Origin of the sequence: Xanthobacter wiegelii (assembly GCF_043193855.2) — a bacterium.
Taxonomy (GTDB): Bacteria; Pseudomonadota; Alphaproteobacteria; order Rhizobiales; family Xanthobacteraceae; genus Xanthobacter; species Xanthobacter flavus_A.
Genome location: NZ_CM195529.1, coordinates 2,659,099 through 2,684,817, shown reverse-complemented (window position 1 = coordinate 2,684,817; position 25,719 = coordinate 2,659,099). Strand labels below are relative to the sequence as shown.

At 67.7% G+C, this 25,719-nt stretch carries 19 protein-coding genes and 1 pseudogene; 11 read left to right on the top strand and 9 right to left on the bottom strand.

Going from position 1 to position 25,719, the window contains the following annotated elements; all coding sequences use genetic code 11:
* Positions 1–220: 220 nt before the first annotated feature.
* The 5 genes from V5F63_RS12370 to V5F63_RS12350 all read left to right on the top strand — a co-directional run bounded on the left by V5F63_RS12370 (position 221) and on the right by V5F63_RS12350 (position 6,069).
* Entirely contained in the window at positions 221–1,285 is a 1,065-nt protein-coding gene (locus V5F63_RS12370) for a bile acid:sodium symporter family protein (RefSeq protein ID WP_209489283.1), read from the top strand.
* A 159-nt stretch (positions 1,286–1,444) separates the two neighbouring features.
* A complete protein-coding gene (locus V5F63_RS12365) occupies positions 1,445–1,963 on the top strand; it encodes a (2Fe-2S)-binding protein (protein WP_394101963.1) in 519 nt (172 codons plus the stop codon).
* Between the two features lie 76 nt (positions 1,964–2,039).
* Complete coding sequence (locus V5F63_RS12360) at positions 2,040–4,418, top strand: xanthine dehydrogenase family protein molybdopterin-binding subunit (protein WP_394101962.1); 2,379 nt, start codon at positions 2,040–2,042, stop codon at positions 4,416–4,418.
* A gap of 9 nt (positions 4,419–4,427) precedes the next feature.
* Positions 4,428–5,228 carry an FAD binding domain-containing protein gene (locus tag V5F63_RS12355; protein WP_394101961.1) on the top strand — a complete coding sequence of 267 codons (801 nt, stop codon included), beginning with the start codon at positions 4,428–4,430 and terminating at the stop codon, positions 5,226–5,228.
* 232 nt (positions 5,229–5,460) lie between these two features.
* Positions 5,461–6,069 carry a TMEM175 family protein gene (locus V5F63_RS12350; protein WP_209489275.1) on the top strand — a complete coding sequence of 203 codons (609 nt, stop codon included), beginning with the start codon at positions 5,461–5,463 and terminating at the stop codon, positions 6,067–6,069.
* Between the two features lie 76 nt (positions 6,070–6,145).
* Here V5F63_RS12350 and V5F63_RS12345 read toward each other — a convergent pair whose 3' ends face one another.
* From V5F63_RS12345 to V5F63_RS12325, 5 genes are all read right to left on the bottom strand, one after another.
* Positions 6,146–6,487, bottom strand: coding sequence for a hypothetical protein (locus V5F63_RS12345; protein ID WP_197023024.1), 342 nt, complete (start codon positions 6,485–6,487; stop codon positions 6,146–6,148).
* Positions 6,488–6,654: 167 nt separating this feature from the next.
* On the bottom strand, positions 6,655–7,827 hold the full coding sequence (locus V5F63_RS12340) for an isovaleryl-CoA dehydrogenase (protein ID WP_394101960.1): 1,173 nt from the start codon (positions 7,825–7,827) through the stop codon (positions 6,655–6,657).
* Between the two features lie 128 nt (positions 7,828–7,955).
* Positions 7,956–9,059 (bottom strand): serine/threonine protein kinase, encoded by a 1,104-nt coding sequence (locus tag V5F63_RS12335; RefSeq protein ID WP_394101959.1) that lies wholly within the window; start codon positions 9,057–9,059, stop codon positions 7,956–7,958.
* A gap of 9 nt (positions 9,060–9,068) precedes the next feature.
* Complete coding sequence (gene trmFO, locus V5F63_RS12330) at positions 9,069–10,514, bottom strand: methylenetetrahydrofolate--tRNA-(uracil(54)-C(5))-methyltransferase (FADH(2)-oxidizing) TrmFO (protein ID WP_394101958.1); 1,446 nt, start codon at positions 10,512–10,514, stop codon at positions 9,069–9,071.
* 203 nt (positions 10,515–10,717) lie between these two features.
* Positions 10,718–10,879, bottom strand: a complete 162-nt coding sequence (locus V5F63_RS12325) for a DUF1127 domain-containing protein (RefSeq protein WP_209489267.1) — start codon at positions 10,877–10,879, stop codon at positions 10,718–10,720.
* 305 nt (positions 10,880–11,184) lie between these two features.
* Between V5F63_RS12325 and V5F63_RS12320 the strand changes: the two genes are divergently transcribed.
* Positions 11,185–11,901, top strand: a complete 717-nt coding sequence (locus V5F63_RS12320; RefSeq protein WP_394101957.1) for an FkbM family methyltransferase — start codon at positions 11,185–11,187, stop codon at positions 11,899–11,901.
* A 279-nt stretch (positions 11,902–12,180) separates the two neighbouring features.
* On the opposite strand, the pseudogene uvrA reads toward V5F63_RS12320, so the two are convergent.
* Positions 12,181–15,078: pseudogene (gene uvrA / locus V5F63_RS12315) on the bottom strand (excinuclease ABC subunit UvrA); the annotation flags it as partial.
* A 444-nt stretch (positions 15,079–15,522) separates the two neighbouring features.
* On the opposite strand from uvrA, the gene ssb reads away from it, so the two are divergent.
* The 4 genes from ssb to recQ all read left to right on the top strand — a co-directional run bounded on the left by ssb (position 15,523) and on the right by recQ (position 21,706).
* Positions 15,523–16,071, top strand: coding sequence for a single-stranded DNA-binding protein (gene ssb / locus V5F63_RS12310; protein ID WP_394101955.1), 549 nt, complete (start codon positions 15,523–15,525; stop codon positions 16,069–16,071).
* A gap of 350 nt (positions 16,072–16,421) precedes the next feature.
* Positions 16,422–19,184 carry a DNA gyrase subunit A gene (gene gyrA / locus V5F63_RS12305; protein WP_394101954.1) on the top strand — a complete coding sequence of 921 codons (2,763 nt, stop codon included), beginning with the start codon at positions 16,422–16,424 and terminating at the stop codon, positions 19,182–19,184.
* 38 nt (positions 19,185–19,222) lie between these two features.
* Complete coding sequence (locus tag V5F63_RS12300; protein ID WP_209489257.1) at positions 19,223–19,834, top strand: LysE family translocator; 612 nt, start codon at positions 19,223–19,225, stop codon at positions 19,832–19,834.
* 54 nt (positions 19,835–19,888) lie between these two features.
* Positions 19,889–21,706 (top strand): DNA helicase RecQ, encoded by a 1,818-nt coding sequence (gene recQ, locus V5F63_RS12295; protein ID WP_394101953.1) that lies wholly within the window; start codon positions 19,889–19,891, stop codon positions 21,704–21,706.
* Between the two features lie 147 nt (positions 21,707–21,853).
* Here recQ and V5F63_RS12290 read toward each other — a convergent pair whose 3' ends face one another.
* The gene (locus V5F63_RS12290) at positions 21,854–22,738 is read right to left on the bottom strand and encodes an ATP-binding protein (protein ID WP_209489253.1); all 885 of its coding nucleotides are present in this window, start codon (positions 22,736–22,738) and stop codon (positions 21,854–21,856) included.
* A 232-nt stretch (positions 22,739–22,970) separates the two neighbouring features.
* Between V5F63_RS12290 and V5F63_RS12285 the strand changes: the two genes are divergently transcribed.
* Positions 22,971–23,609, top strand: coding sequence for a hypothetical protein (locus tag V5F63_RS12285; RefSeq protein ID WP_394101952.1), 639 nt, complete (start codon positions 22,971–22,973; stop codon positions 23,607–23,609).
* Positions 23,610–23,624: 15 nt separating this feature from the next.
* Here V5F63_RS12285 and V5F63_RS12280 read toward each other — a convergent pair whose 3' ends face one another.
* Positions 23,625–24,461: a sulfite exporter TauE/SafE family protein gene (locus V5F63_RS12280; RefSeq protein WP_394101951.1), complete on the bottom strand. Its 837-nt coding sequence runs from the start codon at positions 24,459–24,461 to the stop codon at positions 23,625–23,627.
* A 133-nt stretch (positions 24,462–24,594) separates the two neighbouring features.
* Entirely contained in the window at positions 24,595–25,587 is a 993-nt protein-coding gene (gene dusA, locus V5F63_RS12275; protein ID WP_394101950.1) for a tRNA dihydrouridine(20/20a) synthase DusA, read from the bottom strand.
* Positions 25,588–25,719: the final 132 nt, after the last annotated feature.

Sequence of the window (25,719 nt, the reverse complement as noted above, 5' to 3'; positions counted from 1 at the left end):
CCGTCGCTGACCAAATTTCGCCCTTGCGGGGACAAGCGCAGGTGGATACCTTCCTGGTATATTGTCGACAACAAGATCGGCGCAGCCGCCGCCGGGCATCTCAGATGCTCAGGTGACGGTAAAAGCGGAGCCTTCTGGAGCCTCAGGCGCCAACGGCTTTGACGGGACAGGAAACGGCCGCGGGGAGGGGACATCATCCCCACGCCTCGTCACACGGCTCATGTTGTCACGACTGAAGCTCGATCCCTTTCTCGTCGCCCTCGCCACCGCCGTCGTCCTTGCCCTCGCCTGGCCCAAGCCGGGCGTCACCGGCGGCATCCTGCATGCTGATAAAGCGGCGACGTGGGGTGTGGCTCTCATCTTCCTGCTCTACGGCGTCTCGCTCTCCCCGCGACGGCTCATCGAGAGCGCGGCCCGGTGGAACATCCACCTCGTGGTGCAGGCCACCACCTTCCTCGTCTTCCCCGCCGTGGTGGTGGGCGCGCTCGCGCTGGCCGGCGGGCTGTTTCCGGAACCGCTCGCCATCGGCTTCTTCTTCCTCGCGGCGCTGCCCTCCACCGTCTCGTCCTCGGTGGCGATGACCTCGCTGGCGCGCGGCAACGTGCCCGTGGCCATCTTCAACGCCTCCATCTCCAGCCTCATCGGCGTGTTCGCCACCCCGGCCCTGATGGCGTGGTATCTGCACGCGACCGGCGACGGGCTGGACCTCGGCGCGGTCATCCTGAAGCTGCTGACGCTGGTGGTGCTGCCGCTCGCCATCGGGCAGGGGCTGCGGCCGCTGCTGCTCAAGACGGTGGAGCGTCACCGGGCGATCGTGAAGGCGACGGACCGGGCGGTGATTCTCGCCATCGTCTACAATTCCTTCTGCGACAGCGTGGTCTCCGGCGTGTGGAAGGGGCTCAGCCCGCTGCTGCTGGCAGAGGTGATCGTCGCCGTCGTGGCGTTGTTCGCGGTGGTCTACGCTCTGACGCGCGGCATCTGCCGGCTGTTGGGCTTCTCCGCGCCGGACACGGTGGCGGCAGCCTTCTGCGCCTCCAAGAAGTCGCTCGCGACGGGCCTGCCCATGGCGCATGTGATGTTCGGCGCGGCTCCCGCCCTGTCGCTCATCATCACGCCCATCATGCTCTACCACTTCCTCCAGCTGGTCATCGTCGGCGTTATAGCCAACCGCTTCGCCTCCCGGGCCGATGCGCTGGCGATCATGGAGGCGGAGGAGAGCGAGCCCTCGCTGATCGCCGAGGACGATTCCCTGCCCATCCCGGAGCCCGCGCGCACGAGAGCGTGACGGGTTCCCCATCCGAACACCGACGTCTTGACCGCGTCACGCGCGCCGTCCCACATTGGAGGAATGAAAAACGGCCGGCTGCCGTGAACACCGGACGCGGGGACGAACCCCGCGCCGAGAATGACCGGGTAACCGGGCGCCGGCTCAGGGAGGTGAGGCATGTCCGAGGCGACGACCATCGTTCGCGTCCCCGTCCGACTGACCGTGAACGGCAAGTCCGTCTCAGCCGAGATCGATCCGCGCACCCTGCTGGTGCAGTTCCTGCGCGAGACGCTGGACCTGACGGGCACGCATGTGGGCTGCGACACCAGCCAGTGCGGCGCCTGCGTCGTCCATCTCGACGGGGTGGCGGTGAAGTCCTGCACCATGCTCGCCGCGCAGGCGGACGGCGCCGCCGTGACCACCATCGAGGGGCTGGCGACCGGCGGCAAGCTGCACCCCATGCAGGAAGCCTTCCGCGAGAATCACGGCCTGCAGTGCGGCTTCTGCACGCCGGGCATGATCATGAGCGCGGTGGATCTCGTGGCCCGCTTCGGCCCCGGCCTCGATGAGGCGACCATCCGCGAGAACCTCGACGGCAACATCTGCCGCTGCACGGGTTACCATAACATCGTCAAGGCCGTCGCCGCGGGCGCCGCCGCCATGGGCTCCGCCGAGGCGCCGCGCGCCGCCGAATAGGCGGCTGCCGCACCCCGTCCGCCACGCATTTCGCAGACATAGCCCGCCCCCGAAGGGCGGCGCCGGGAGGATCCCGATGAACGCCAGCGTTTCCAGCTCCGTCACGCCCATCGGCGCCGCGGTCCGGCGCAAGGAAGATCACCGCTTCATCACCGGCAAGGGCCGCTACACGGACGATCTCGACCGTCCCGGGCAGGCCTACGCCTATTTTGTCCGCTCGCCCTATGCCCACGCCCGCATCCGCCACCTCGACGCCACCACGGCGAAGACCATGCCCGGCGTTGTGGACGTGCTGACCGGCGCCGACCTCGCCGCCGATGGCCTCGGCGACCTCATCTGCGGCTGGATGATCCATTCCAAGGACGGCAGCCCCATGAAGATGGGCTCCCATCCGGCGCTGGCGAAGGAGAAGGTGCGCTATGTAGGCGACCACGTGGCCGTCGTCATCGCCGAGACGCTGAACCAGGCGAAGGACGCCGCGCTCGCGGTGGAGGTGGAATACGAACTGCTCCCCGCCGTCGCCGACCTCGCCACCGCCACCGACGGCGAGCAGATCCACGATTGCGCCCCGCGCAACACCGCCTTCGAATGGGAATTGGGCGACAAGGCCGCCACCGAGGCGGCGTTCGCCCGCGCGGCCAAGGTGACGAGCATCGACATCGTCAACAACCGCCTCGCCCCCAACGCCATCGAGCCGCGCGCGGCCATCGGCGAATATGATTCCGGTGACGAGGCCTACACCCTCTGGACCACCAGCCAGAACCCTCACGTCGCCCGCCTTGTGCTCTCCGCCTTCGTCGGCATCGCGCCGGAGAACAAGCTGCGCGTCATTGCCCCGGACGTGGGCGGCGGCTTCGGCTCCAAGATCTTCATCTATGCGGAGGAGACCGTCTGCGTCTGGGCGGCGAAGAAGGTGGGCCGGCCGGTGAAGTGGACGGGCGACCGCTCCGAGGCTTTCCTCTCCGACGCCCACGGCCGCGACCACATCACCCATGCCGAACTGGCGATGGACGAGGCCGGCCACATCATCGGCTTCCGGATCAAGACGCGCGCCAACATGGGCGCCTATCTCTCCACCTTCGCCTCCTCCATCCCGACCTATCTTTACGCGACGCTGCTGTCGGGCCAGTACGCCATTCCCGCCATCTATTGCGAGGTTGACGCCGTCTACACCACCACTGCCCCGGTGGACGCCTATCGCGGCGCCGGGCGGCCGGAGGCGACGTTCCTCCTGGAGCGCATCGTGGAGAAGGCGGCGCGCGAGCGTGGCGAGGACCCGGCGGAGTTCCGCCGCCGCAACTTCATCACGTCCTTCCCGCACCAGACGCCTGTCATCATGTGCTACGACGCGGGCGATTACATCGCCTCCCTCGACAAGGCGCTGGAGGTGGCGGACTACAAGGGCTTTCCGGCCCGCCGCGCGGAATCCGAGCGCAATGGCAAGCTCCGCGGCATCGGCATGTCGGCCTATATCGAGGCCTGCGGCATCGCCCCCTCGGCGGCGGTGGGCTCTCTAGGGGCGGGCGTCGGCCTGTGGGAAAGCGCGGAAGTGCGCGTGAACCCGACCGGCAATGTGGAGGTGCTCACCGGCTCCCACAGCCACGGGCAGGGGCACGAGACCACCTTCGCCCAGCTCGTCTCCGCCCGCCTCGGCATCCCCATCGACCAAGTGACGGTCGTGCATGGCGACACCGACAAGGTGCAGTTCGGCATGGGGACCTACGGCTCGCGCTCCGGCGCGGTGGGCATGTCGGCCATCGTCAAGGCCCTAGACAAGGTGGAGGCCAAGGCGAAGAAGATCGCCGCCCACATGCTGGAGGCCTCGGAAGGGGACATCGAGTTCAAGGACGGCAAGTTCACCGTTGCCGGCACCGACCGCTCGCTCGCCTTCGCTGAGGTGGCGCTGAACGCCTATGTGGCGCACAAATTTCCCACCTCGGAGATCGAGCCCGGGCTGAAGGAAGGGGCGTTCTACGACCCCACCAACTTCACCTTCCCCGCCGGCTGCCACATCTGCGAGCTGGAGGTGGACCCGGAGACCGGCGTCGTGGAGATCAAGTCCTTCGTCGCCATCGATGATTTCGGCGAGATCATCAATCCGATGATCGTGGAGGGGCAGGTCCACGGCGGCATCGGGCAGGGCATCGGCCAGGCGCTGATGGAAGGCGTCACCTATGACGAGGACGGCCAGCTCGTGACCGGTTCGTACATGGACTACACCATGCCCCGCGCCGGCGATCTGCCCTCCTTCACCGTAGGCATGACGCAGACCCGCTGCCCCTCGAACCCGCTCGGCATCAAGGGCTGCGGCGAGGCCGGGGCCATCGGCGCGCCGCCCGCCGTCATCAATGCGCTCACCGACGCGCTCGGCACGGAGGACGTGCCCATGCCGGCCACGCCCTCGAAGGTTTGGGCCATCGCCCAGGCGCGCGCCGCCCGTCTTGCTGCGGAATAGGAGGACGCCATGTACGCCTTCGACTATCAGCGTCCCGACGCCATCGCCGCCGCCGCCGCGCTGCTCTCCGCCGATCCGGAGGCCAAGGCGCTGGCCGGCGGGCAGACCCTGCTGCCGACCCTGAAGCAGCGCCTCGCCCAGCCCACCGCGCTGGTGGACCTCTCCCGCATCCCGGAGCTCTCCGGCATCTGCACCACGACGGAGGGCGTCTCCATCGGCGCCATGACACGCCATGCGGAGGTGGCCGCCTCCGAGGTGGTGCGCGCCGCCATCCCGGCCCTCGCCGACCTTGCCGGCATGATCGGCGACGTGGCGGTGCGCAACCGCGGCACCATCGGCGGCTCACTGGCCAATGACGACCCCACCGCCGACTATCCCGCCGCCGTGCTCGCCCTCAATGCGACAGTGGTGACCGACCGCCGGTCAATCGGCGCGTCCGACTTCTTCCGCGGCCTGTTCGAGACGGCGCTGAAGGAGGGGGAGATCATCACCCGCGTGGACTTCCCCAAGGTGGAGAAGGCCGCCTACGCCAAGTTCCGCAACCCGGCCTCGCGCTATGCCATGGCCGGCGTGTTCGTGGCGAAGACGGCGGCCGAGGTGCGGGTGGCGGTGACCGGGGCAGGGCAGTCCGGCGTGTTCCTGTGGACAGAAGCGGGGGACATCCTCGGCTCGGACTTCACCGTCCAGGCGGTTTCCGGCCTCGCGCTCGACCCGTCGAACCTCATGAGCGACCTGCACGGCAGCGCCGAATACCGCGCGCAGCTCGCGAAGGTGATGCTTAAGCGGGCGCTCGCCTCGATCACGGGGTGAGAGGGTCCGGCCCTATCGACCTCTGGCTGTCCCGAAGACGACGCATGCGGCCACCCAATTATGCAATTTCCGCGTGTTGGGATTGTTTCGATTACGGCCAAATGTGATTGCCGCAAAAGAAGCTGACGTGCGCGTTGCGTGGCTGTCGAGGGGCGGGCGAGATGCCCGGTGGTGACCGTCCCTCCCGGCCGGGCTGTCGCGTGCGTCGCGCCAGCGGCCAGGAGCACATGGCATGCAACCCAGCGGCAGGAGCCTCTTCCCCAAGGCGCGCGTGGACGCCCTGAGCGACGGCATCTTCGCCTTCGCCATGACCCTGCTGGTGCTGGACATCCGCCTGCCGGACGACCTTCCGCTCACCTCGGCGGCGGAACTGACGGCGCATCTGGTCTCGCTGTCGCACCAGATGCTGACCTATGTGATTTCCTTCTTCGTGCTCGGCGCCTTCTGGCGCAGCGGCATCGAGATCCGGCCCACCAGCGAGAGGGTGGACCGGCACACGGTGCGCCTCGCGCTGCTGTTCCTGTTCTTTGTCACCACTGTGCCGTTCTCGTCGGGGCTGGTGGGACGCTATGGCGGGCTGGCGCCGGCGGTGGTGGTCTATGCCGGCAACATGACCATGCTGGCCGTGCTGACCATCGCCATCAGATATCTCGACGTGGAACCGCGCCACCGCTCGCTGCGGGGCGCCGCCGGCGGGGTGCTGCCGCTGTTCATCGCGACCGCCATTCTCTCGGTGCTCATCAGCGCCGTGGCACCGCGGCAGGCGATGTACGCCTACCTGCTGACCGGCCTGGCACGCCTGCCCTTCTGGCCGCGCGGCGGCTACGGCGCAGCGGACTGACCAAAAGGAAAGGCCGGCGCAGGGGAGCCCCGCGCCGGCCTTTCACTCAATCACGTGGCGATCACTTCACGCCCGATCACTTCACGCCGATGACACCGCCCACGGCACCACCGACCGCGCCGACCGCGCCGCCGACCACCGCGCCCACCGGGCCGGCAGCCTTCTCGCCTTCCTTGGCGCCCTTCTCGGCGCCGGTGCCGGTGCCCTTGACGCCGCCGGCGACACCGCCCGCGACTGCACCGCCCACACCGCCGACCGTGCCGCCGACACCGGCGCCCACGGGGCCGGCCGCCTTGTCACCGGCCGAAGCGCCGGCATTGGCGCCCTGCTCGGCACCCTTCACCACGCCCTGCGCGAAAGCGGCGGCGGGAGCCAGAGCCAGAGAGAGAGCGGTAGCGGCCAGAATGATCTTCTTCATGGCATTCCATCCTTCGGTTCGTCACTTCGACAGGCGACGGGAGCCGTTGCTTCCGCCGCCGAGCGCGCGACCGTGGGGCGTCGTGGTGCGCAGACCCGCCCCTACGATAATCCGCCGGTCGACCTCCCGCCAGACACGCTGACGGGAGCTTCGCCGCAGCGCTGGTATCAGGCGGTCTTGTCGAAAAGCTGGCGGCCGATGAGCATGCGGCGGATCTCACTGGTGCCGGCGCCGATCTCATAGAGCTTGGCGTCCCGCAGCAGGCGGCCGGTGGGATAATCGTTGATGTAGCCGTTACCGCCGAGCGTCTGGATGGCTTCGAGCGCCATCCAGGTCGCCTTTTCCGCCGCATAGAGGATGGCGCCGGCCGCGTCCTCGCGGGTGGTGGCACCGCGGTCGCAGGCCTTGGCCACGGCATAGACGTAGGCCTTGGTGGCGTTCATCGTCACGTACATGTCGGCGATCTTGCCCTGCATCAGCTGGAAGGTGCCGATGGGCTGGCCGAACTGCTTGCGCTCGTGGACATAGGGCATCACCACGTCCATGCAGGCCTGCATGATGCCGGTGGGGCCACCCGCCAGCACCGCGCGCTCATAGTCGAGCCCGCTCATGAGCACGTTGACGCCCTTGCCCACGGCGCCCAGCACGTTCTCCTCCGGCACCTCGCAATCCTCGAACACCAATTCGCCGGTGTCGGAGCCGCGCATGCCGAGCTTGTCGAGCTTCTGGGCGGTGGAGAAGCCCTTGAAGCCCTTCTCCACCAGGAAGGCCGTCATGCCCTTGGGGCCGGCGGCGGGGTCGGTCTTGGCATAGACCACCAGCGTCTCGGCGATGGGGCCGTTGGTGATCCACATCTTGGAGCCGTTGAGGACGTAGCGGTCGCCCTTCTTCTCCGCGCGGGTGCGCATGGAGACCACATCCGATCCCGCGCCCGGCTCGGACATGGCGAGCGCGCCCACATGCTCACCCGAGATGAGCTTGGGCAGGTACTTCGCCTTCTGCTCCGGCGTGCCGTTGCGGCTGATCTGGTTGACGCACAGGTTGGAGTGCGCGCCGTAGGAGAGGCCCACCGAAGCGGAGGCGCGGGAAATCTCCTCCATGGCGATGACGTGCTCGAGATAGCCGAGGCCCGACCCGCCATATTCCTCCTCCGCCGTCACGCCGAGCAGGCCCAAGGCGCCGAGCCTCGGCCACAGGTCGCGGGGGAACTGGTTGGTCTTGTCGATCTCGGCGGCGCGCGGGGCGATCTCGGCCTGAGAGAAATCGCGCACGGTGTCGCGCAACATCTCAGCGGTTTCGCCGAGGTCGAAATCGAATCCCCCGGGGGCGTTCGGCAGCATTGGTCACATCCTCCCTCGCTCTCCGGATTATCATGCGCGGTCGCGGCCGCCGCCGGGAAGCGGGAGTTAGAATAAAACGGTTGTCCGTTTAATCAATGGGCCGGAGCCACGCGGCCCGCAGACTTTCGTCAGGCGGCGGGACGGGTGATGCGATCAGTGAGGTTGAGCCGCCCGCGCGCGATCTCGGCCACCTGAAGCCGCACGGCCTCCGAGCCGGAGAGCTGGTCCAGCATCTCGATCTGGTTGCGGGCGATGAGCAGCAGCAAATCGTCGCGCACCGCACCGTCCGGCCCCTTGGGCAGGGCCGGCACGATCTGGAGATGGTCGAGGTGCGGCCGGTCGGGCAAGGTGGCGGCGAGATGGGCGCGCAGGGCGTCCGCCGTCACTGGCGCCGACGGCGCGACGAAGGCGTAGAGGCCCACCTTGCCGCCCAGCGTCTGGAAGTCAGACATATGCACATCCGCCACGGCGGCATGGCTGGCGAGGGCGTCCGCGATGCGCGGCCCCACCTGAGTCACCCTGGGGCCGCGACCTTCGGTGTCGGAATAGGACATCAGCCGCCGGGTCACGAAGCGATAGACCTTCTTGCCGGTCGCCATCCACACGCGGGTGGGCAGGCTCTTGGTGGCCAGCACCTTCTTCTCGCGCGGGGTCAGCCGGTCCGGGCAATAGGTGCGCTTGTGCTTGAGGAGGTGGCGCAAATCCTCATAGGCCAGCACGCGACCGAGCTTGGAGCGCCGGCTGAAGGGCAGGGCGAGCTGAAAATCCATCAGCCACGCCTCGCCGTCCGCCCCGCGCAGCCAGTTCTGCTGCTTGGCGAGGTCGTTATGGACGTAGCCGGCGCGGTGCAGCGTCAGCAGCGCGGCGCGGGCGGAGTGGAAGAAGTGCATGTCGCCGGCCGGACGGGCGATCTGCAGCGGCGCGCCGTCGATCCAGCCGCGCACCAGGAAGCGCTTGCCCACAGCGAGCAGGGGCGTGGTGACGCCAGTTCGGGTCACCTTCTCCAGCGCGTGGATCTCATGGGCGGCCAACTGGTAGGCGATGGGCGCGAACCAGAGCGAGACGTCATTCCAGCGCCGGCGCACGGCGGGCCACTCCCGGCCGTGGCGGTCGGTCCAGGTGCCCCGCTCCACGGTGGAGAAGACATCGCGCTTCAGCACCGTATCCACGGCGAAGCGGGACGGATCGGCATCATATTCCAAAGGCGGCGGCGTGACGGACTGGCGCGGCATCCGGGCCTCTTAAGCCGCCTCTGGCGGGCTGTCGAGCCAGGTGAGGATGTCGGTGAGCGCGCGCGCGGCGAGCGCCTTCTTCTTGGCGAGCGTCTTCTCCGCCCCGCGCAGCCGCTTGCCGGCCTCGCCCTTGGGCGCCTCGGCGAGCGGAGGGAAGAGGCCGAAATTCACGTTCATGGGCTGGAAGGAGCGCGGCCCGCTTTCCGCCTCCGCCTCGATATGCCCGCCGGTGATGTGGGCGAGCAGCGCCCCGTGCGCAGTGGTCAGCGGCGGCAGCGGTGCTTCCTGCCCCAGCCGCTCGGCGGCGGCGAAGCGCCCGGCCATGAGGCCCACGGCGGCGCTTTCCACATAGCCCTCGCAGCCGGTGATCTGCCCGGCGAAGCGCAGGCGCGGATCGGCCTTCAGGCGCAGGGTGCCATCGAGAAGGCGCGGGGAATTGAGATAGGTGTTGCGGTGGAGGCCGCCGAGCCGGGCAAACTCCGCATTCTCCAGCCCCGGAATGGTGCGGAACACGCGGGCCTGCTCGCCATGGCGCAGCTTCGTCTGGAAGCCCACCATGTTGTAGAGCGTGCCCAGCTTGTTGTCCTGCCGCAGCTGGACGATGGCATAGGCCTTCACGTCTGGCGCGTGGGGATTGGTGAGGCCCACCGGCTTCATGGGGCCGAAGCGCAGCGTCTCGCGGCCCCGCTCGGCCATCACCTCAATGGGCAGGCAGCCGTCGAAATAGGGGGTCTTGGCCTCGAAGTCGCGCACCGGGGCCTTGTCGCCCGAGATCAGCGCATCGACGAAGGCGTTGTACTGCGCCTCGTCCAGCGGGCAGTTGATATAGTCGGCTCCCGTGCCGCCCGGCCCCGCCTTGTCGTAGCGCGACTGGAACCACGCCTTGCCCATGTCGATGCTTTCGAAATGCACGATGGGCGCGATGGCGTCGAAGAAGGCGAGAGCACTTTCGCCGGTGAGGCCCAGAATGGCCTCGGCCAGGGCCGGGGAGGTGAGGGGGCCGGTGGCGAGGATCACATTGTCCCACTCGGCGGGCGGCAGGCCGGTGATCTCCTCGCGACGGATCTCGATGAGGGGATGGCTCTCCAGCGCGGCGGTGACGGCGCGGGAGAAGCCCTCCCGGTCCACCGCGAGCGCGCCGCCGGCGGGCACCTGATTGGCATCCGCCGCCTTGAGGATCAGCGAGCCGGCGCGGCGCATCTCGGCATGGAGCACGCCCACCGCATTGCCCTGCGGATCGTCGGAGCGGAAGGAATTGGAGCAGACCAGCTCGGCGAGGCCATCGGTAAGGTGGGCTTCGGTGCCGCGTACCGGCCGCATCTCGTGAAGAACCACGGGAACGCCCCGCGCGGCCAGCTGCCAGCTCGCCTCCGAGCCTGCGAGACCGCCGCCGACCACATGGACGGGTGCGACATTATCGCCATTCGGACGGTCAGGCCAAAAAGTGTCAGGCATCGCGGCTCCAGTGTGCCGCCGGCGATCAGGGGCACCCGGCGGGACAAGCGGTGTGCCACACGCGCCGCTCGCTCTTCAACCCTCTGCGCGTTTCACGGGCTATTGGCCGCGCACGCAACCCCACAAACGAAAATGGTCCCCTGAGGGACCATTCTCCGGTACCTGCCCGAAGGCAGGCTCAGCCAAGACGGTACCGCCTGAAATCAGGCGGCGACCGAAGCGTGGCGCGCCACGGCGCGGATCTCGCTGCGCGACACGTTGATGTCGGCGAGCGAACGATCGTCAAGGCTGGAGAGCTCGGCAACGGTACGGTTGTAAACCTGCCACCGGCGGAACTGGCGAGCCAGGAAACCCCAGAGCAACATCTTACTTCTCCTGATGTGGCCGCCGACCCGGCGACTCCACTCAATGCCGCAAACATATGCGCACATGCTGCAGCGCCATAGGACCGCTGACGCATTGCTGCAATGCAACGCGCGCATGGTAGGAGAACCTCTCGTTAAACTATGGGAATGCTGCAATGCTGCATTGCAATCAGCGCAGCCGCTCGCGTTTTTGTAGAGGTATTTTTTTGCCGCTCGATAATATTAAATCCTGATCGGGCGAAACTCGACAGTACGCGTTGCTCAGGTTGCGCGCGTCGTATGCGTAAACCATGCGGGGGCATGTGATGAATTCGGCACACGCGGTCGAATTGGCCGGGAACGCGATCTACACGGCCCAGGAAGAACGGGGACTTACCTCGCGCTTTCTTGGCTCGGCGGGCACCTTCGTGGAGGTGGGGGCGTACGATCCCGTCTTCCAGAGCCAGACCCTGCATCTCGAATTGACCGGCTGGAGGGGGCTCCTGGTGGAGCCGGTGCCCGAATTTGCCGAGAATCTGCGCCGCGCGCGCCAGGCGCAGGTTGTGCAGTGCGCATGCGTGGCGCCGGAGGCGTCCGCTGCCGGCCGCGTGGCGCTGCTGGAGCGGCGCGGACACAGCACCATCATCTTCAATCCGCGCAAGGTGCGGCCCGAGGAAATGGTGATCGAGGTGCCGGCCGCGACCCTCGACAGCATAATCGACGGGGCCGGTCTCTCCCGCATCGACTTCCTCTCCGTGGATGTCGAAGGCGCGGAGCCCGACGTGCTGAAGGGTGTCACCCTGAGCCGTTTCCAGCCGAAGCTCGTCGTCGTCGATGACCGGGAGCGCTTCGGCGAGACCTGCGCCGTTCTACGCGCGGGCAATTACCATCTGGTGCGCCGCACCGGCCACAATGCCTGGTTCGTGCCGCACGAGACCGCGCGGCACCTGCACTGGCGGGCGCGGGCGCAGCTCATGTGGACCTACGGCGTCGGCCGCCTGCTGCGTCGCGGCCTGCGGCCGGGCGTCGCCCAGTCGGCCTGAGCCCGGCGGGAGCCCCTACTCGGCTGCCTGACGGCGCCTCCGACCGCGCGCGGGGCGTGATGTCTCCCCCGGACTGTCGGCCTCCCGGGAAATCTCGGCGGACGGAGCAGGGGGCGCCGAAGCCTCCTGCGCAACGGAAGGCCCGACGACCGCCGCCTCTTCGGCGGCATCCCGCTCCGCCTCTTCAGCCACGGCGGCGCGCCTGAGCGTCTTGCCGCGGCCGGCAGCTCCCGACTTCCCGGCATCCTTGCCGGGCGCCGCCTTCTGCCCATCCGCGAACGGACGGCGGGCGAGCACTTCGGCGAGGAAGTGGCCGGTGTGGGAGCGCTTGTCCGCCGCCACCGTCTCCGGGGTGCCGGCCACCACGATCTCCCCGCCGCCGTCGCCGCCCTCCGGGCCGAGGTCGAGAATCCAGTCGGCGGTCTTGATGACCTCGAGATTGTGCTCGATCACCACCACCGAATTACCCTGCTCCACCAGCTCGTGCAGCACCTCCAGCAGCTTCTTGACGTCGTGGAAATGCAGTCCGGTGGTCGGCTCGTCGAGGATGTAGAGGGTGCGCCCGGTGGCCCGACGCGACAACTCCTTGGAGAGCTTCACCCGCTGCGCCTCGCCGCCCGAGAGCGTGGTCGCCTGCTGGCCGACCTTCACATAATCGAGGCCGACGCGGTGCAGCGTCTCCAGCTTCTCGCGGACGGACGGAACGGCCTTGAAGAACTGCGCGCCCTCTTCCACCGTCATGTCGAGCACGTCGGCGATGGACTTGTTCTTGAAGGTGACTTCCAGCGTCTCGCGATTGTAGCGCTTGCCCTTGCAGACGTCGCAGGTGACGTACACGTCCGGCAGGAAGTGCATCTCGATCTTGATGACGCCGTCGCCCTGGCAGGCCTCGCAGCGCCCGCCCTTCACGTTGAAGGAGAAGCGCCCGGCGCCATAGCCCCGAGCCTTGGCTTCCGGCAGGCCGGCGAACCACTCGCGGATGGGCGTGAACGCGCCGGTATAGGTCGCCGGATTGGACCGGGGCGTGCGGCCGATGGGCGACTGGTCGATGTCGATCACCTTGTCGAGGTGTTCCAGCCCCTCCAGCTTGTCGAATGGGGCAGGGGCCTCTGAGGCGCCGTTCAGCCGGCGCGCGACCGCCTTGTAGAGCGTGTCGATGAGCAGCGTGGACTTGCCGCCGCCGGACACGCCGGTGATGCAGGTGAACAGGCCGAGCGGGATTTCCGCCGTGACGTTCTTCAGATTGTTGCCGCGTGCGCCTGAGAGCTTGAGCATGCGCTTGGGGTTGGGCTTGCGCCGCGCCGGCACGCCCACGCTCAACTCGCCGGTGAGATAGCGGCCGGTGAGGGACGCGGGATTGGCGAGGATTTCCGCTGGCGTGCCCTGCGCCACGATCTCGCCGCCGTGAATGCCTGCGCCCGGTCCCACATCCACCACATGATCGGCGGCGAGGATCGCGTCCTCGTCATGCTCCACCACGATCACCGTGTTGCCGAGGTCGCGCAGGTGCTTCAGCGTGCCCAGCAGCCGCTCGTTGTCGCGCTGGTGGAGGCCGATGGAGGGCTCGTCCAGCACATAGAGCACGCCGGTAAGGCCCGAGCCGATCTGCGAGGCAAGGCGGATGCGCTGGCTCTCGCCGCCCGAAAGCGTGCCGGAGGAGCGCGCCAGCGTGAGGTATTCCAGCCCCACGTCCAGGAGGAAGCGCAGCCGCTCGCGGATCTCCTTCAGGATTCGCCCGGCGATCTCGTTCTGCTTGTCGGTGAGCCGGGCGGGGAGCTCCTCGAACCACCCGGACGCGGCCCTGACGGAAAGCTCCCCGATCTCGCCGATGTGCCGCCCGTCGATCTTCACCGCCAGCGCCTCGGGCTTCAGCCGGTAGCCGTTGCACACCTTGCAGGGGACGGTGGAGAAGTATTTGGAAATCTCCTCCCGCGCCCAGTCGCTGTCGGTCTCCTTCCAGCGCCGGTCGAGGTTGCGCACCACGCCCTCGAAGGTCTTCGAGGTCTCGTAGGCGCGCATGCCGTCGTCATAGTGGAAAGTGATCTTCTCGCTGCCCGAGCCGAACAGCAGCACGTCCCGCGCCTGCTCCGGCAGGTCGGCGAAGGGCACGTTCAGCTTGAAGTGGTAGTGCTTGGCCAAGGCATCCAGCGTCTGCCCGTAATAAGGCGAGGTGGACTTGGCCCAGGGGGCGATGGCGCCCTGCTTCAGCGAACGGGCCTTGTCCGGCACCACGAGGTCCGGATCGATGGTCTGCTCCACGCCGAGGCCGTCGCAGGCGGGGCAGGCGCCGAAGGGATTGTTGAAGGAGAACAGCCGCGGCTCGATCTCCGGAATGGTGAAGCCGGAGACCGGGCAGGCGAACTTCTCGGAGAAGATGATGCGGCGTGGATCGCCGTCCTCGTTCTTCTCGTCGGCAAACTCGGCCACCGCGATGCCATCGGCGAGCCCGAGCGCAGTCTCGAAGCTGTCGGCGAGCCGTTGGGCGAGATCCGCGCGCACCACGATGCGATCCACCACCACGTCGATGTCGTGCTTGAACTTCTTGTCGAGGGCCGGCGCCTCCGCGATCTCGTGGAATGTGCCGTCGATCTTGACCCGCTGGAAGCCCTTCTTCATCCACTCGGCGAGTTCCTTGCGGTACTCGCCCTTGCGCCCGCGCACCACCGGCGCGAGCAGGAAGAGCCGCGTGCCTTCCGCAAGGGTAAGCGTGCGGTCCACCATTTGAGAGACGGTCTGGCTCTCGATGGGCAGGCCCGTGGCCGGCGAATAGGGCACGCCGGTGCGCGCCCATAGCAGGCGCATGTAATCGTAAATCTCGGTGACCGTGCCGACCGTGGAGCGCGGGTTCTTGGAGGTCGTTTTCTGCTCGATCGAGATAGCCGGCGAGAGACCGTCGATCTGGTCCACGTCCGGCTTTTGCATCATCTCGAGGAACTGGCGGGCGTAGGCCGAGAGGCTTTCCACATAGCGCCGCTGGCCTTCCGCATAGATGGTGTCGAAGGCGAGCGAGCTTTTCCCCGAGCCGGACAGGCCGGTGAACACCACCAGACTGTCGCGGGGGATTTCGAGGTCCACGTTCTTGAGATTGTGCTCACGCGCGCCGCGCACCGAAAGGGTGCGGGCATCGCGGCGCGGAGTGGGGGACGCGGGACGCTGGGAGGCTGCGCGATCAGACATGGGCATCCGCTGGCGCCTGCGGCGCAAAAAGGGGTCAGGGCCTGAGGAACGATCGTGCCGCCCAAGCGGCGGCGGGCACGCCAGCGGCCGAAAGGCCCCTCTGCGCACCCGGGAGCGTGCTCATGAACTCATGGAAATGTAGTGGACCTTGTGCGATGCGGAAGAGAACATAATCAGAACCCCTGAAAGCAGCCAGCCAAAAAGAGCGGCGAGTCGCGTCGAATGCCCGCGACGCTCTTGCCAGTGTGGCGGAAGTCGATTAAGAACACAACGTGAACATTAAGACCTGTCCTGTTACGCACGGCGGCTGGCGAAGGTTCACCGGTTCATGGGGATAAAGCCGCGCCGGGGGTCGCATGGCCAGCCGGGAGCGCTAGGGTGCGAGTTTCGCGGAGCGCCGATAGCGGCCGCGGCGAACGATGGAACTACGGCAAGGAGAGCGGGATGGCCGGCAGCGTCAACAAGGTGATCCTGATCGGCAATCTGGGCCGCGACCCGGAGGTGAAGTCGTTCCAGAGCGGAAACAGAGTCTGCAACCTTACCGTTGCGACGTCCGAGAACTGGCGCGACAAGGCCTCTGGCGAGCGGCGTGAGAAGACTGAGTGGCACCGGGTTGTCATCATGTCCGACAATCTCGTCGGCATTGCCGAAAAATATCTCAGGAAGGGCTCCAAGGTTTACCTTGAGGGCCAGCTTGAGACTCGGAAGTATGAAAAAGACGGCCGTGAAGTTTACACCACCGAGGTGGTGCTGAGGCCTTATCGCGGCGAACTGACGCTGCTCGACGGCCGCGAGGGCGGCGGCGGGGCCGGCGCCGACGATTACGGTGGCGGCTCGGACTTCGGCTCCGCGAGCCCCATGGGCGGCGGAGGCGGCGGCTACAGTGGCGGCTCCGGCGGCGGGCGTCGTCAGGCCCCGGCCGGCGGCGGCATGGGTGGCGGATCTGGCGGTGGACGACCCGTCGCCGACCTCGACGACGAAATTCCCTTCTGAGCGGATCTTGGCGGACGGACGGAACCGGTTGACGGGCGGCCTCGCCTCCCGCTCGGCCTTCGTTCCGGCGCCTTGCGCTGGTTCCCGGCCACCGGGGCATTTGCATTATCGTGCGGTGCCGGCAGGAGCTTTCCACCCCGGCGACGCGGACGCTTGGCGGCTGGCTTTTCCGCCTTTTGCGGCCCTGTTTGACGCAAAAGCGCCAGATTGTGCGAATGCCCGCGAGATGCGCCCCATAAGTATCTGATTTTTAAGGTGAAAATTTAAGCCTGCTGGAGGGGTTTTACTGGCGCTGGAAGGGTGAATCGGCTAGAAGGAAGCACCTCACCAATCCATGCGAGTATTGACTTTTGGCCGAATCCGAAACGCCGAAGAGTGGCGGCGAGCCGCCGTCCGACATCCGGCCCGTTTCCATCACGGAGGAGCTGTCCCGCTCCTATCTCGACTATGCCATGAGCGTCATCGTCGCCCGGGCCCTGCCCGACGTGCGCGACGGCCTCAAGCCCGTGCATCGGCGCATCCTGTTCTCCATGCACGAGAATGGGTACGAGTGGAACAAGCAGTACCGCAAGTCGGCCCGCGTGGTCGGCGACGTGATCGGTAAGTACCATCCCCACGGCGACCAGTCGGTCTACGACGCGCTGGTGCGCATGGCCCAGACCTTCGCCATGCGGCTCCCTTTGGTCGACGGTCAGGGCAATTTCGGCTCGGTGGACGGCGACGCCCCGGCGGCCATGCGCTACACCGAGGTGCGCCTGGAGAAGGTGACGAACACCCTTCTCGACGACCTCGACAAGGAAACGGTTGATTTCCAAGAGAATTACGACAATTCCGAGCGGGAGCCGACCGTCCTCCCGGCCAAGTTCCCGAACCTGCTGGTCAACGGCGCCGGCGGTATCGCGGTGGGCATGGCCACCAATATCCCGCCCCATAATCTCGGCGAGATCATCGACGTCACCGTCGCTTTGCTGGACGACCCGCTGCTGGAGCCCGAGGCGCTGCTCGATCTGCTGCCCGGCCCGGACTTCCCCACCGGCGCGCTGATCCTCGGCCGCACCGGCATCCGCCAGGCCTATCTCACCGGGCGCGGCTCGGTGCTGATGCGCGCGAAGGTCGCTATCGAAAATATCCGCAAGGATCGCGAAGCTCTCATCGTCACCGAGATTCCCTATCAGGTGAACAAGGCGACGATGATCGAGAAGATCGCCGAGCTGGTGCGCGACAAGCGGGTGGAGGGCATCTCCGAAATCCGCGACGAGAGCGATCGCGACGGCATGCGCGTGGTCATCGAGATCAAGCGCGACGCCCAGGCCGACGTGGTGCTGAACAACCTCTACCGGCTCACGCTGCTGCAGACCTCCTTCGGCGTGAACATGGTGGCACTGTCCGGCGGAAAGCCGGGCATCCTCACCCTGCACGACGTGCTGACCGCCTTCATCGCGTTCCGCGAGGAAGTCATCAGCCGGCGAACCAAGTTCCTGCTGCGCAAGGCGCGCGACCGTGCCCACGTCTTGGTGGGCCTCGCCATCGCGGTTGCCAACATCGACGAGGTGATCCGCCTCATCCGCACCGCGCCGGACCCGGCGACCGCCCGCGAATCCCTGATGGGCCGCGACTGGCCGGCCAAGGACATGGCCCCGCTCATCGCCCTCATCGCCGATCCCCGGCACAAGCTGAAGGAAGACGGCACCTATCGCCTCTCCGAGGTGCAGGCCCGCGCGATCCTCGATCTGCGGCTCCAGCGCCTCACCGCCCTCGGCCGCGACGAGATCGCTGACGAGCTGGACAAGCTCGCCGCCGAGATCGCCGATTATCTGGACATCCTCGCCAGCCGGCCGCGCATGCGCGCGATCATCCGGGATGAGTTGCTCGCCATCAAGGCGGAGTTCGGCACGCCGCGGCGGACCGAGATCGTCGAAGGCTTCGGTGATCTGGAGGACGAGGATCTCATCCAGCGCGAGGAGATGGTCGTCACCGTTTCCCACGCGGGCTACATCAAGCGCGTGCCGCTCTCCACCTACCGGGCGCAGCGGCGCGGCGGCAAGGGCCGCTCGGCCATGCAGACGCGGGACGAGGATTTCGTCACCCGCCTGTTCGTGGCCTCGACCCACGCGCCGGTGCTGTTCTTCTCCTCCAAGGGGCAGGTCTACAAGATGAAGGTGTGGCGCCTGCCGCTGGCGGCGCCACAGGCCCGTGGCAAGGCCCTTATCAACATCCTGCCGCTGGAGCAGGACGAACGCATCACCTCCGTCGTGCTGCTGCCGGAGGACGAGGGCGAGAACCAGCGCCTGCAGATCATGTTCGCCACCACCGGCGGCACCGTGCGGCGCAATGCGCTCACGGACTTCCAGCAGGTGAACCGCAACGGCAAGATCGCCATGAAGCTCGCCGAGGGCGAGGCCATCGCGGAGGTGGGCCTGTGCACGGAGGAAGACGACGTGCTGCTGACCACGGCGGCCGGCGCCTGCATCCGCTTCCCCGCCACCGAGGTGCGCCTGTTCAAGGGGCGCGACAGCGTCGGCGTGCGCGGCATCCGGCTGGAGGAGGGCGACAGCGTCATCTCCATGGCCATCATCCGCCATGTGGATGCCGACGCCGAGCAGCGGCTCGCCTACATCAAGATGAGCCGGCGGGTGCGCGGCGAGGCGGGCGAAGCGGCCGAGGCGGACCAGGAAGAGGCCGTGATCGGCAACGGCCAGCTCGGACAGGATCAGTACGCCGCCATGGGCGCGGCCGAGCAGTTCATCCTCACCGTCTCCGAGAACGGCTACGGCAAGCGCACCTCGTCCTACGAATATCGCGTCACCGGCCGTGGCGGTAAGGGCATCGTCGCCATGGCGGTGAACGAGCGCAACGGCCGGCTTGTCGCCTCCTTCCCGGTGGAGGATGCTGACCAGATCATGCTCGTCACCGATGGCGGCCAGCTCATCCGCTGCCCCGTGGACGGCATCCGCATCGTCGGCCGCGCCAGCCAGGGCGTGATCGTGTTCGATACGGCGGAAGGCGAGCGCGTGGTCTCGGTGGAGCACATCAGCGAGGACACGGGCGCCGAGGGCGCAGAAGCGGGCGAGGGTGGCGCGGACGCCGCCGGAGACGACACGCCGGAGGCCTGAGCCCCGAGCGGGCGGGGCCTTTCGGGAGGGAGAAGACGATGATCTCGGCTGAAAGCCTCGCCCTGTTCGTGCTCGCCTGCATCGCGCTGGGGGCCACGCCGGGGCCGAACGTGGCGCTTATCGTCGGCACCAGCCTCAAGCATGGACGGCAGGCCGGCCTCCTCACCGCCACGGGCGTCAATGTGGGCCTCATCGCCCAGCTGGCGCTGGTGGCGGGGGGGCTAGCCTATGTGGTGGAAGCCTTCTCCCACCATTTCGATCTGGTGCGCTATGCCGGCGCGGCCTACCTCGTGTGGCTGGCGGTGATGCAGTGGCGCGCCGCCGGCAAGGCGGTGGAGGCGCCCGCGCCGTCCGCCCATGCCGCCTTCGGGCGCGGGCTCGCGGTGGCATTCGCCAATCCCAAGACGCTGCTGTTCCACGCGGCCTTCCTGCCGCAGTTCGTCACCGACACTGCGAACCCCGTGCCGCAGATCGCGCTGCTGGCGGCCATCTTTGCCGTCATCGCGCTGGTGGGCGACATGCTGTGGGCGGTGGTCGCGGACAAGGCGCGCGCGGCGCTGAAGGGCCGCTTCACCCTCGTGGCGGATCGCGTGTCTGCCGGCATTCTTGTGGGCGGCGCGGCGCTGCTGCTGGCGGCGGGGCGCCGATAGGCGGCGCGGCTCGATCCCGCATTGCCCGGCGAGGGCAGGGGGCTATAAGGCCCCATGTCTGCGACGCTCGATGATTCCACCCCGCTTGAGGTCCTGCGCCACGTCTTCGGATACGAGGCGTTCCGTGGGCGGCAGCGGGAGATCGTGGAGCATGTGGTGGGCGGGGGCGACGCCCTCGTGCTCATGCCCACGGGCGGGGGAAAATCCCTGTGTTATCAGGTGCCGGCGCTGGTGCGGCCGGGCACCGGCATCGTGGTCTCGCCGCTCATCGCTCTGATGCACGACCAGGTGCAGGCGCTGCGCCAGCTGGGCGTGAAGGCGGCCATGCTCAATTCCTCCCTCGCCCCCGGCGAGGGGCGGCAGGTGGAGCGAGCGCTCGCCATGGGCGATCTCGACCTGCTCTATGTGGCGCCCGAGCGGCTGCTGACGGACGGTTTCCTCAACCTGCTCGATGGGGCGCGCATCTCGCTGTTCGCCATCGACGAAGCCCATTGCGTGTCCCAGTGGGGGCACGATTTCCGGCCTGAATATCGCCAACTCACCATCCTGCACGAGCGCTATCCCGGCGTGCCGCGCATGGCGCTGACCGCGACGGCGGACGGGCCGACCCGCCGGGAGATCGTCGAGCGGCTCAATCTGGAGGAAGGGCAGGTTTTCCTGTCCTCCTTCGACCGCCCGAACATCCGCTATCGCATCGCGCCCAAGGCCAATCCGCGCGTCCAGCTCAAGGCTTTCCTTGATGCCCATGATGGCGAGGCGGGCATCATCTATTGCATGAGCCGGGCGAAGGTGGAGGCGACCGCCGAAATGCTCGCCACCGAGGGCCGCACCGCGCTGCCCTATCACGCCGGTCTCGACGCCGACACCCGCGCCCGTCATCAGGACCGCTTCCTCAAGGAGGAGGGCGTGGTGATGGTCGCGACCATCGCCTTCGGCATGGGCATCGACAAGCCGGACGTGCGCTTCGTCGTCCATCTCGATCTGCCCAAGAGCATCGAGGCCTATTACCAGGAGACCGGCCGCGCCGGCCGCGACGGGCTGCCGTCCGAGACGCTCCTGCTCTATGGCGTCGAGGATGTGGCCAAGCTGATCCAGTTCGTGGACGGCTCGGATGCTCCGGAGGCAAGGAAGCGCGTGGAGCGCAGCAAGCTCGATGCGCTGCTGGGGCTTGCCGAGACGGCCTCCTGCCGCCGGCAGGTGCTGCTGAAATATTTCGAGGAAGACCTGCCGCAGCCATGCGGCAATTGCGATACGTGCCTTGATCCGCCGCGCACCTTCGACGGCACCGAGGCGGCGCAGAAGCTGCTGTCCTGCGTCTATCGCACCGGGGAGCGGTTCGGTGCGGGCCATGTCATCGATGTGCTGCGCGGCGATGCCAATGACAAGGTGACCAAGTTCGGCCACGACAAGCTCTCCACCTTCGGCATCGGCGGCAACTTCTCGCGCGACGAATGGCGGGCCGTGGTGCGCCAGCTGGTGGCCATGGGCTATCTGTGGGTGGACGTGGAGGGGCACGGCAGCCTCGGCCTCACCGAGAAGTGCCGTCCGGTTTTGCGCGGCGAGGAGCGGGTCGAACTGAAGGCCGAGGCCCGCCCGCGCGCCGCCCGCGTCACCGGCGGTGGGCGCGGCCCTTCCGCCGCTTTGGCCGATCCGGCGGACGAGGCGCTGTTTCAGAAGCTCAAGAAGCTGCGACTGGAGCTGGCGCGGGCGCAGGGGGTGCCGCCCTATGTCATCTTCCACGACACCACGTTGATGGCCATCGCCGAGCTGAAGCCCACCTCCATGAAGGCGCTGGGCATGATCTCCGGCATCGGCGAGGCCAAGCTGATGCGCTACGGCCAGCAATTCCTGCAGGTCATCGCGGAGGGGTGAGTGGGCGGGGCTCCCCTCTCCCCTTGCGGGAGAGGGGTTGGGGGTGAGGGGGCCACTCGGAACAGGGAAGCACCAGCACAACCGGCACCATACCCCTCACCCTAGCCCTCTCCCGCAAGGGGAGAGGGGAACCTGACGGCCTCCCGCTCACGCCGCCTTCAGCGCCACCCCCAGCCGGCCGGCGAGATCCTGCACGAACTGGTAGGCGGTGCGGCCGGAGCGGGCGCCGCGGGTGGTGGCCCATTCGAGGGCCTGCGGCCGCCATTCCTCTTCCGTCGCCGGAATGCCGTGGTGCTCCACATAGGCCGCGACCATGGCGAGGTATTCGTCCTGGCTGCACTTGTGGAAGCCGAGCCACAGGCCGAAGCGGTCGGAGAGGGAGACCTTCTCCTCCACCGCCTCGCCGGGATTGATGGCGGTGGACCGCTCATTGTCCATCATGTCGCGCGGCAGCAGATGGCGGCGGTTGGAGGTGGCGTAGAAGATCACATTGTCCGGCCGCCCCTCGATGCCGCCTTCCAGCACCGCCTTCAGCGACTTGTAGGACGTATCGTCGGAATCGAAGGAGAGGTCGTCGCAGAACACGATGAAGCGGTGATGGGAGCCGCGCACCAGGCCCATGAGCGCCGGCAGGGTCTCGATGTCCTCGCGGTGGATCTCCACCAGCTTCAGGCGCGGACCGTCTGTGGAAAGCGAATGGTTGATGGCGGCATGAGCGGCCTTCACCAGCGAGCTCTTGCCCATGCCCCGCGCGCCCCAGAGCAGCGCATTGTTGGCCGGCAGGCCGCGGGCGAAGCGCTCGGTGTTCTCCACCAATTGGCCACGCACCCGGTCGATGCCCTGCAAAAGGTCCATCTCCACCCGGTTCACCCGCGCCACCGGCTCGAAGCGGATGGGATCGGTGTGCCAGACGAAGGCGTCGGCCGCCTCGAAATCAGGCGTGGGCACCGCGGGCGGGGCCAAGCGCTCCAGCGCCCCGGCAATGCGGGTGAGCAGATCGAGGGTCGCGCTCGAAAGGTCCGGCTGTGTCATTCTCATCCTCCCGCGGGGGGGATTAGGACGCGCCCGGCCCGGCGGCAAGGCGGCATGGCGCGGCTGTGGCGCAAAAGCCATGCGGCGCGCGCATGCGGGGGCGGACGCTGCAGCGCAACAATTCCGCCTTAACTTCTCCCCATCCATCCTCGACCAAGCACCCGAGAGGAATGGTAGCTGCGTGCGCGCTGCCGTTCCGCCGCCCACCCTCTGCCCCGGGAGGTCGAGACCCATGGCGATCCGCCCCTTCACCTGCGCCGCGCTTCTGGCGACCCCGCTGTTCGCCGCTCCGGCTCTTGCCGACGGCACCGAGGCCAAGACCGCGCTGAAGGCGGACGGCTCGACCTCGCTCACCTATTCGACGCCCGTGGAAGACTATGGCGCGGTCGTGGGATTGGACCTGTCGGCCGCAGGCTCCAGCGTCGCGCCCACGGTCGGCCAGAGCGCGGACGGTCTCGGTGGCACCGCCTATGCGAAGGTTACGGTCGCCCGCCTGCCGGACTGGATGGTGTGGGAGAAGGGCACGGTGAACGTCTCCGTCGATCCCAATGATGCGGCGAGCAAGCTCGCCACCACTTTCGAGCGCAGCATTTCCCTCACCAGCGGGCTCGCCGCCACGCTGGCGGACACCTATCAGGTCAAGGCCGGCTCGCAGGCGTGGGAAACCGACAAGTCGCTGAGCCTGAAGCTGACGGAAACCGGAACCACCTTCGCCGTCGCGGCCAAGACCACCAGCACTTCGTCGCAGCTTCTGCCCACGGTGAGCGCCCAGCAGCAGTTGGCGCCCGACCTCACCGTCACCACCTCGGTGGCCGATACCGGCTCGACGCTGAACAAGAGCATCACCGCCGGCTTCACCCATCGCTGGTGATTCGGCGAGCGCCCGTCAGCCGTGGATGATGGCGACGAGAAAGCGCACGCCGATCACCATCAGGAACAGGCCGAAGCCGATCTCCAGATGGCGCCGGCTCATCCGGTGCGCGAGGCGCGCGCCATAGGGCGCCACCAGCGTCGCCACCGGGGCGATGCACAGGAAGCCGATCACCGACACATAGCCGATGGACAGCGGCGGCAGCTCGAAGAGGTGCGACCAGCCGGCGATGGCATAGCCGATGACCCCTGGAATGGGGATGATGACGCCGATGCCCGCGGAGGTGGCGACAGCGGCGTGGATCGGCACGCCATAGAGCAACAGGATATTGGTGGAGATGCCGCCGCCCGAGATGCCCACCAGCGACGACGCAAGCCCGATGAAGAAGCCGTAGAACCGCATCATCGCTGAGGACGGCAGGAGGTCGGAAATACGGATGTCGTTGCGGCCGATGAGGCTCTTCAGCCCCAGAAGCGCCACCACCGCCACGAACACCGCCTGCAGCACCCAGCCCGCCGCCACCGCCGCGATGGCACTGCCGACGATGATGCCGATGATGGCCGGGATGCGCCATTTCGCCAGCACGCCCGGCATCGCCGCCCCCTTGGCGACGTGGGTGCGGTAGGAGGCCATGGCGGTTGGGATGATGATGGCGAGCGAGGTGCCGACGCACAATTGCATGCGCACGCTGTCATCCACCCCGAGGAACCCGAACACCTCGTACAGCACGGGAACGATGACGCCGCCGCCGCCGATGCCGAAGAGGCCAGCGAGCAGGCCGGTCAGCACGCCGCCGGCCAGCATGGCGCCGACGAGCAGGACGAGTTCCTGCACCGGAACGTTGGAAAACATGAGCGGGACCGGAAACTTGCGGCGGGAAGGCCCCGAGGAGTGGCCCGGAATTCGCGCCCTGTCCACTGCGATGGCCGCATGGCGTTCGCAGCAGGCCCGCTGTTCACGCAAATCTCGTTGTGATGCCGCCCAATCAGGCCGCCAGTCGGTCCCTGCTGCGCACCTCATCGACCGCACCGCGCAGCACATCGAGCCCGGCGCCGGGAATGATGGCTTCCGTGGACAAGCGGCGGCGGAAGATGCGCGCGCCCTTCTTTCCGCCGAACAGGCCGAGCATGTGGCGCGTGATGTCGGAGAGCCGGCCACCGGCCTCCAGATGCCGGGCGATATAGGGCTCGAACGCCTCCAGCGCGGCGAAGGTGTCCGCGTGCGGCGCCGGGACGCCGTGAAGGACGGGATCCACCTCCGCCAGCAGCTCCGGCGAATGGTAGGCCGCGCGGCCGAGCATGATGCCGTCGAGCCCTTCCGCCTCGCTCAGCCCCTGTGCGAGGCTTTCGAGGCCGCCATTCAGCGCGACCGGTACATGGGGCAGGCGGGCCTTGAGGCGGCGCACGCGGTCATAGTCGAGGGGCGGGATGTCCCGGTTCTCGCGCGGGGAAAGGCCGTTCAACCAGGCCTTGCGGGCATGGACGATGAGCCCGTCGCAGCCCGCCGCCAGCACGGCATCGGCGAGGGTGTCGAGCGCTTCCTCGGGATCCTGATCGTCCACGCCGATGCGGCACTTCACCGTGACGGGCAGGGCGACCGCGCCCTTCATGGCGGCCACGCACTCGGCCACCAGCTGGGGCTCGCGCATGAGGCAGGCGCCGAAATTGCCGCCCTGCACCCGGTCGGAGGGGCATCCGACGTTGAGGTTGATCTCGTCATATCCAAAGTCCGCGCAGACGCGCGCCGCCTGCGCCAGCAGCGCCGGGTCGCTGCCGCCGAGTTGCACCGCCACCGGATGCTCCGCCTCCGAAAACCCGAGCAGCCGCGCCCGGTCCCCATGGATCACCGCCGGCGCGGTCACCATCTCCGTATACAGCAGCGCATGGCGCGAGAAGGTGCGGTGGAAGGCCCGGCAATGGCGGTCCGTCCAATCCATCATAGGGGCGACCGAGAGCGTAAATGATTGATTTCTAAACATTAGTATCGAAGCTGCTGCCGTTGCGCGGACACGAGGTTAATTTGCCTGCGCCTGTCGCTCGAAGTCGATGGGCCGAGAAGGCCGAGCCCGAGTGGCGCCGCGGCGGATCGTTGATGCCCTCGATATAGTCGA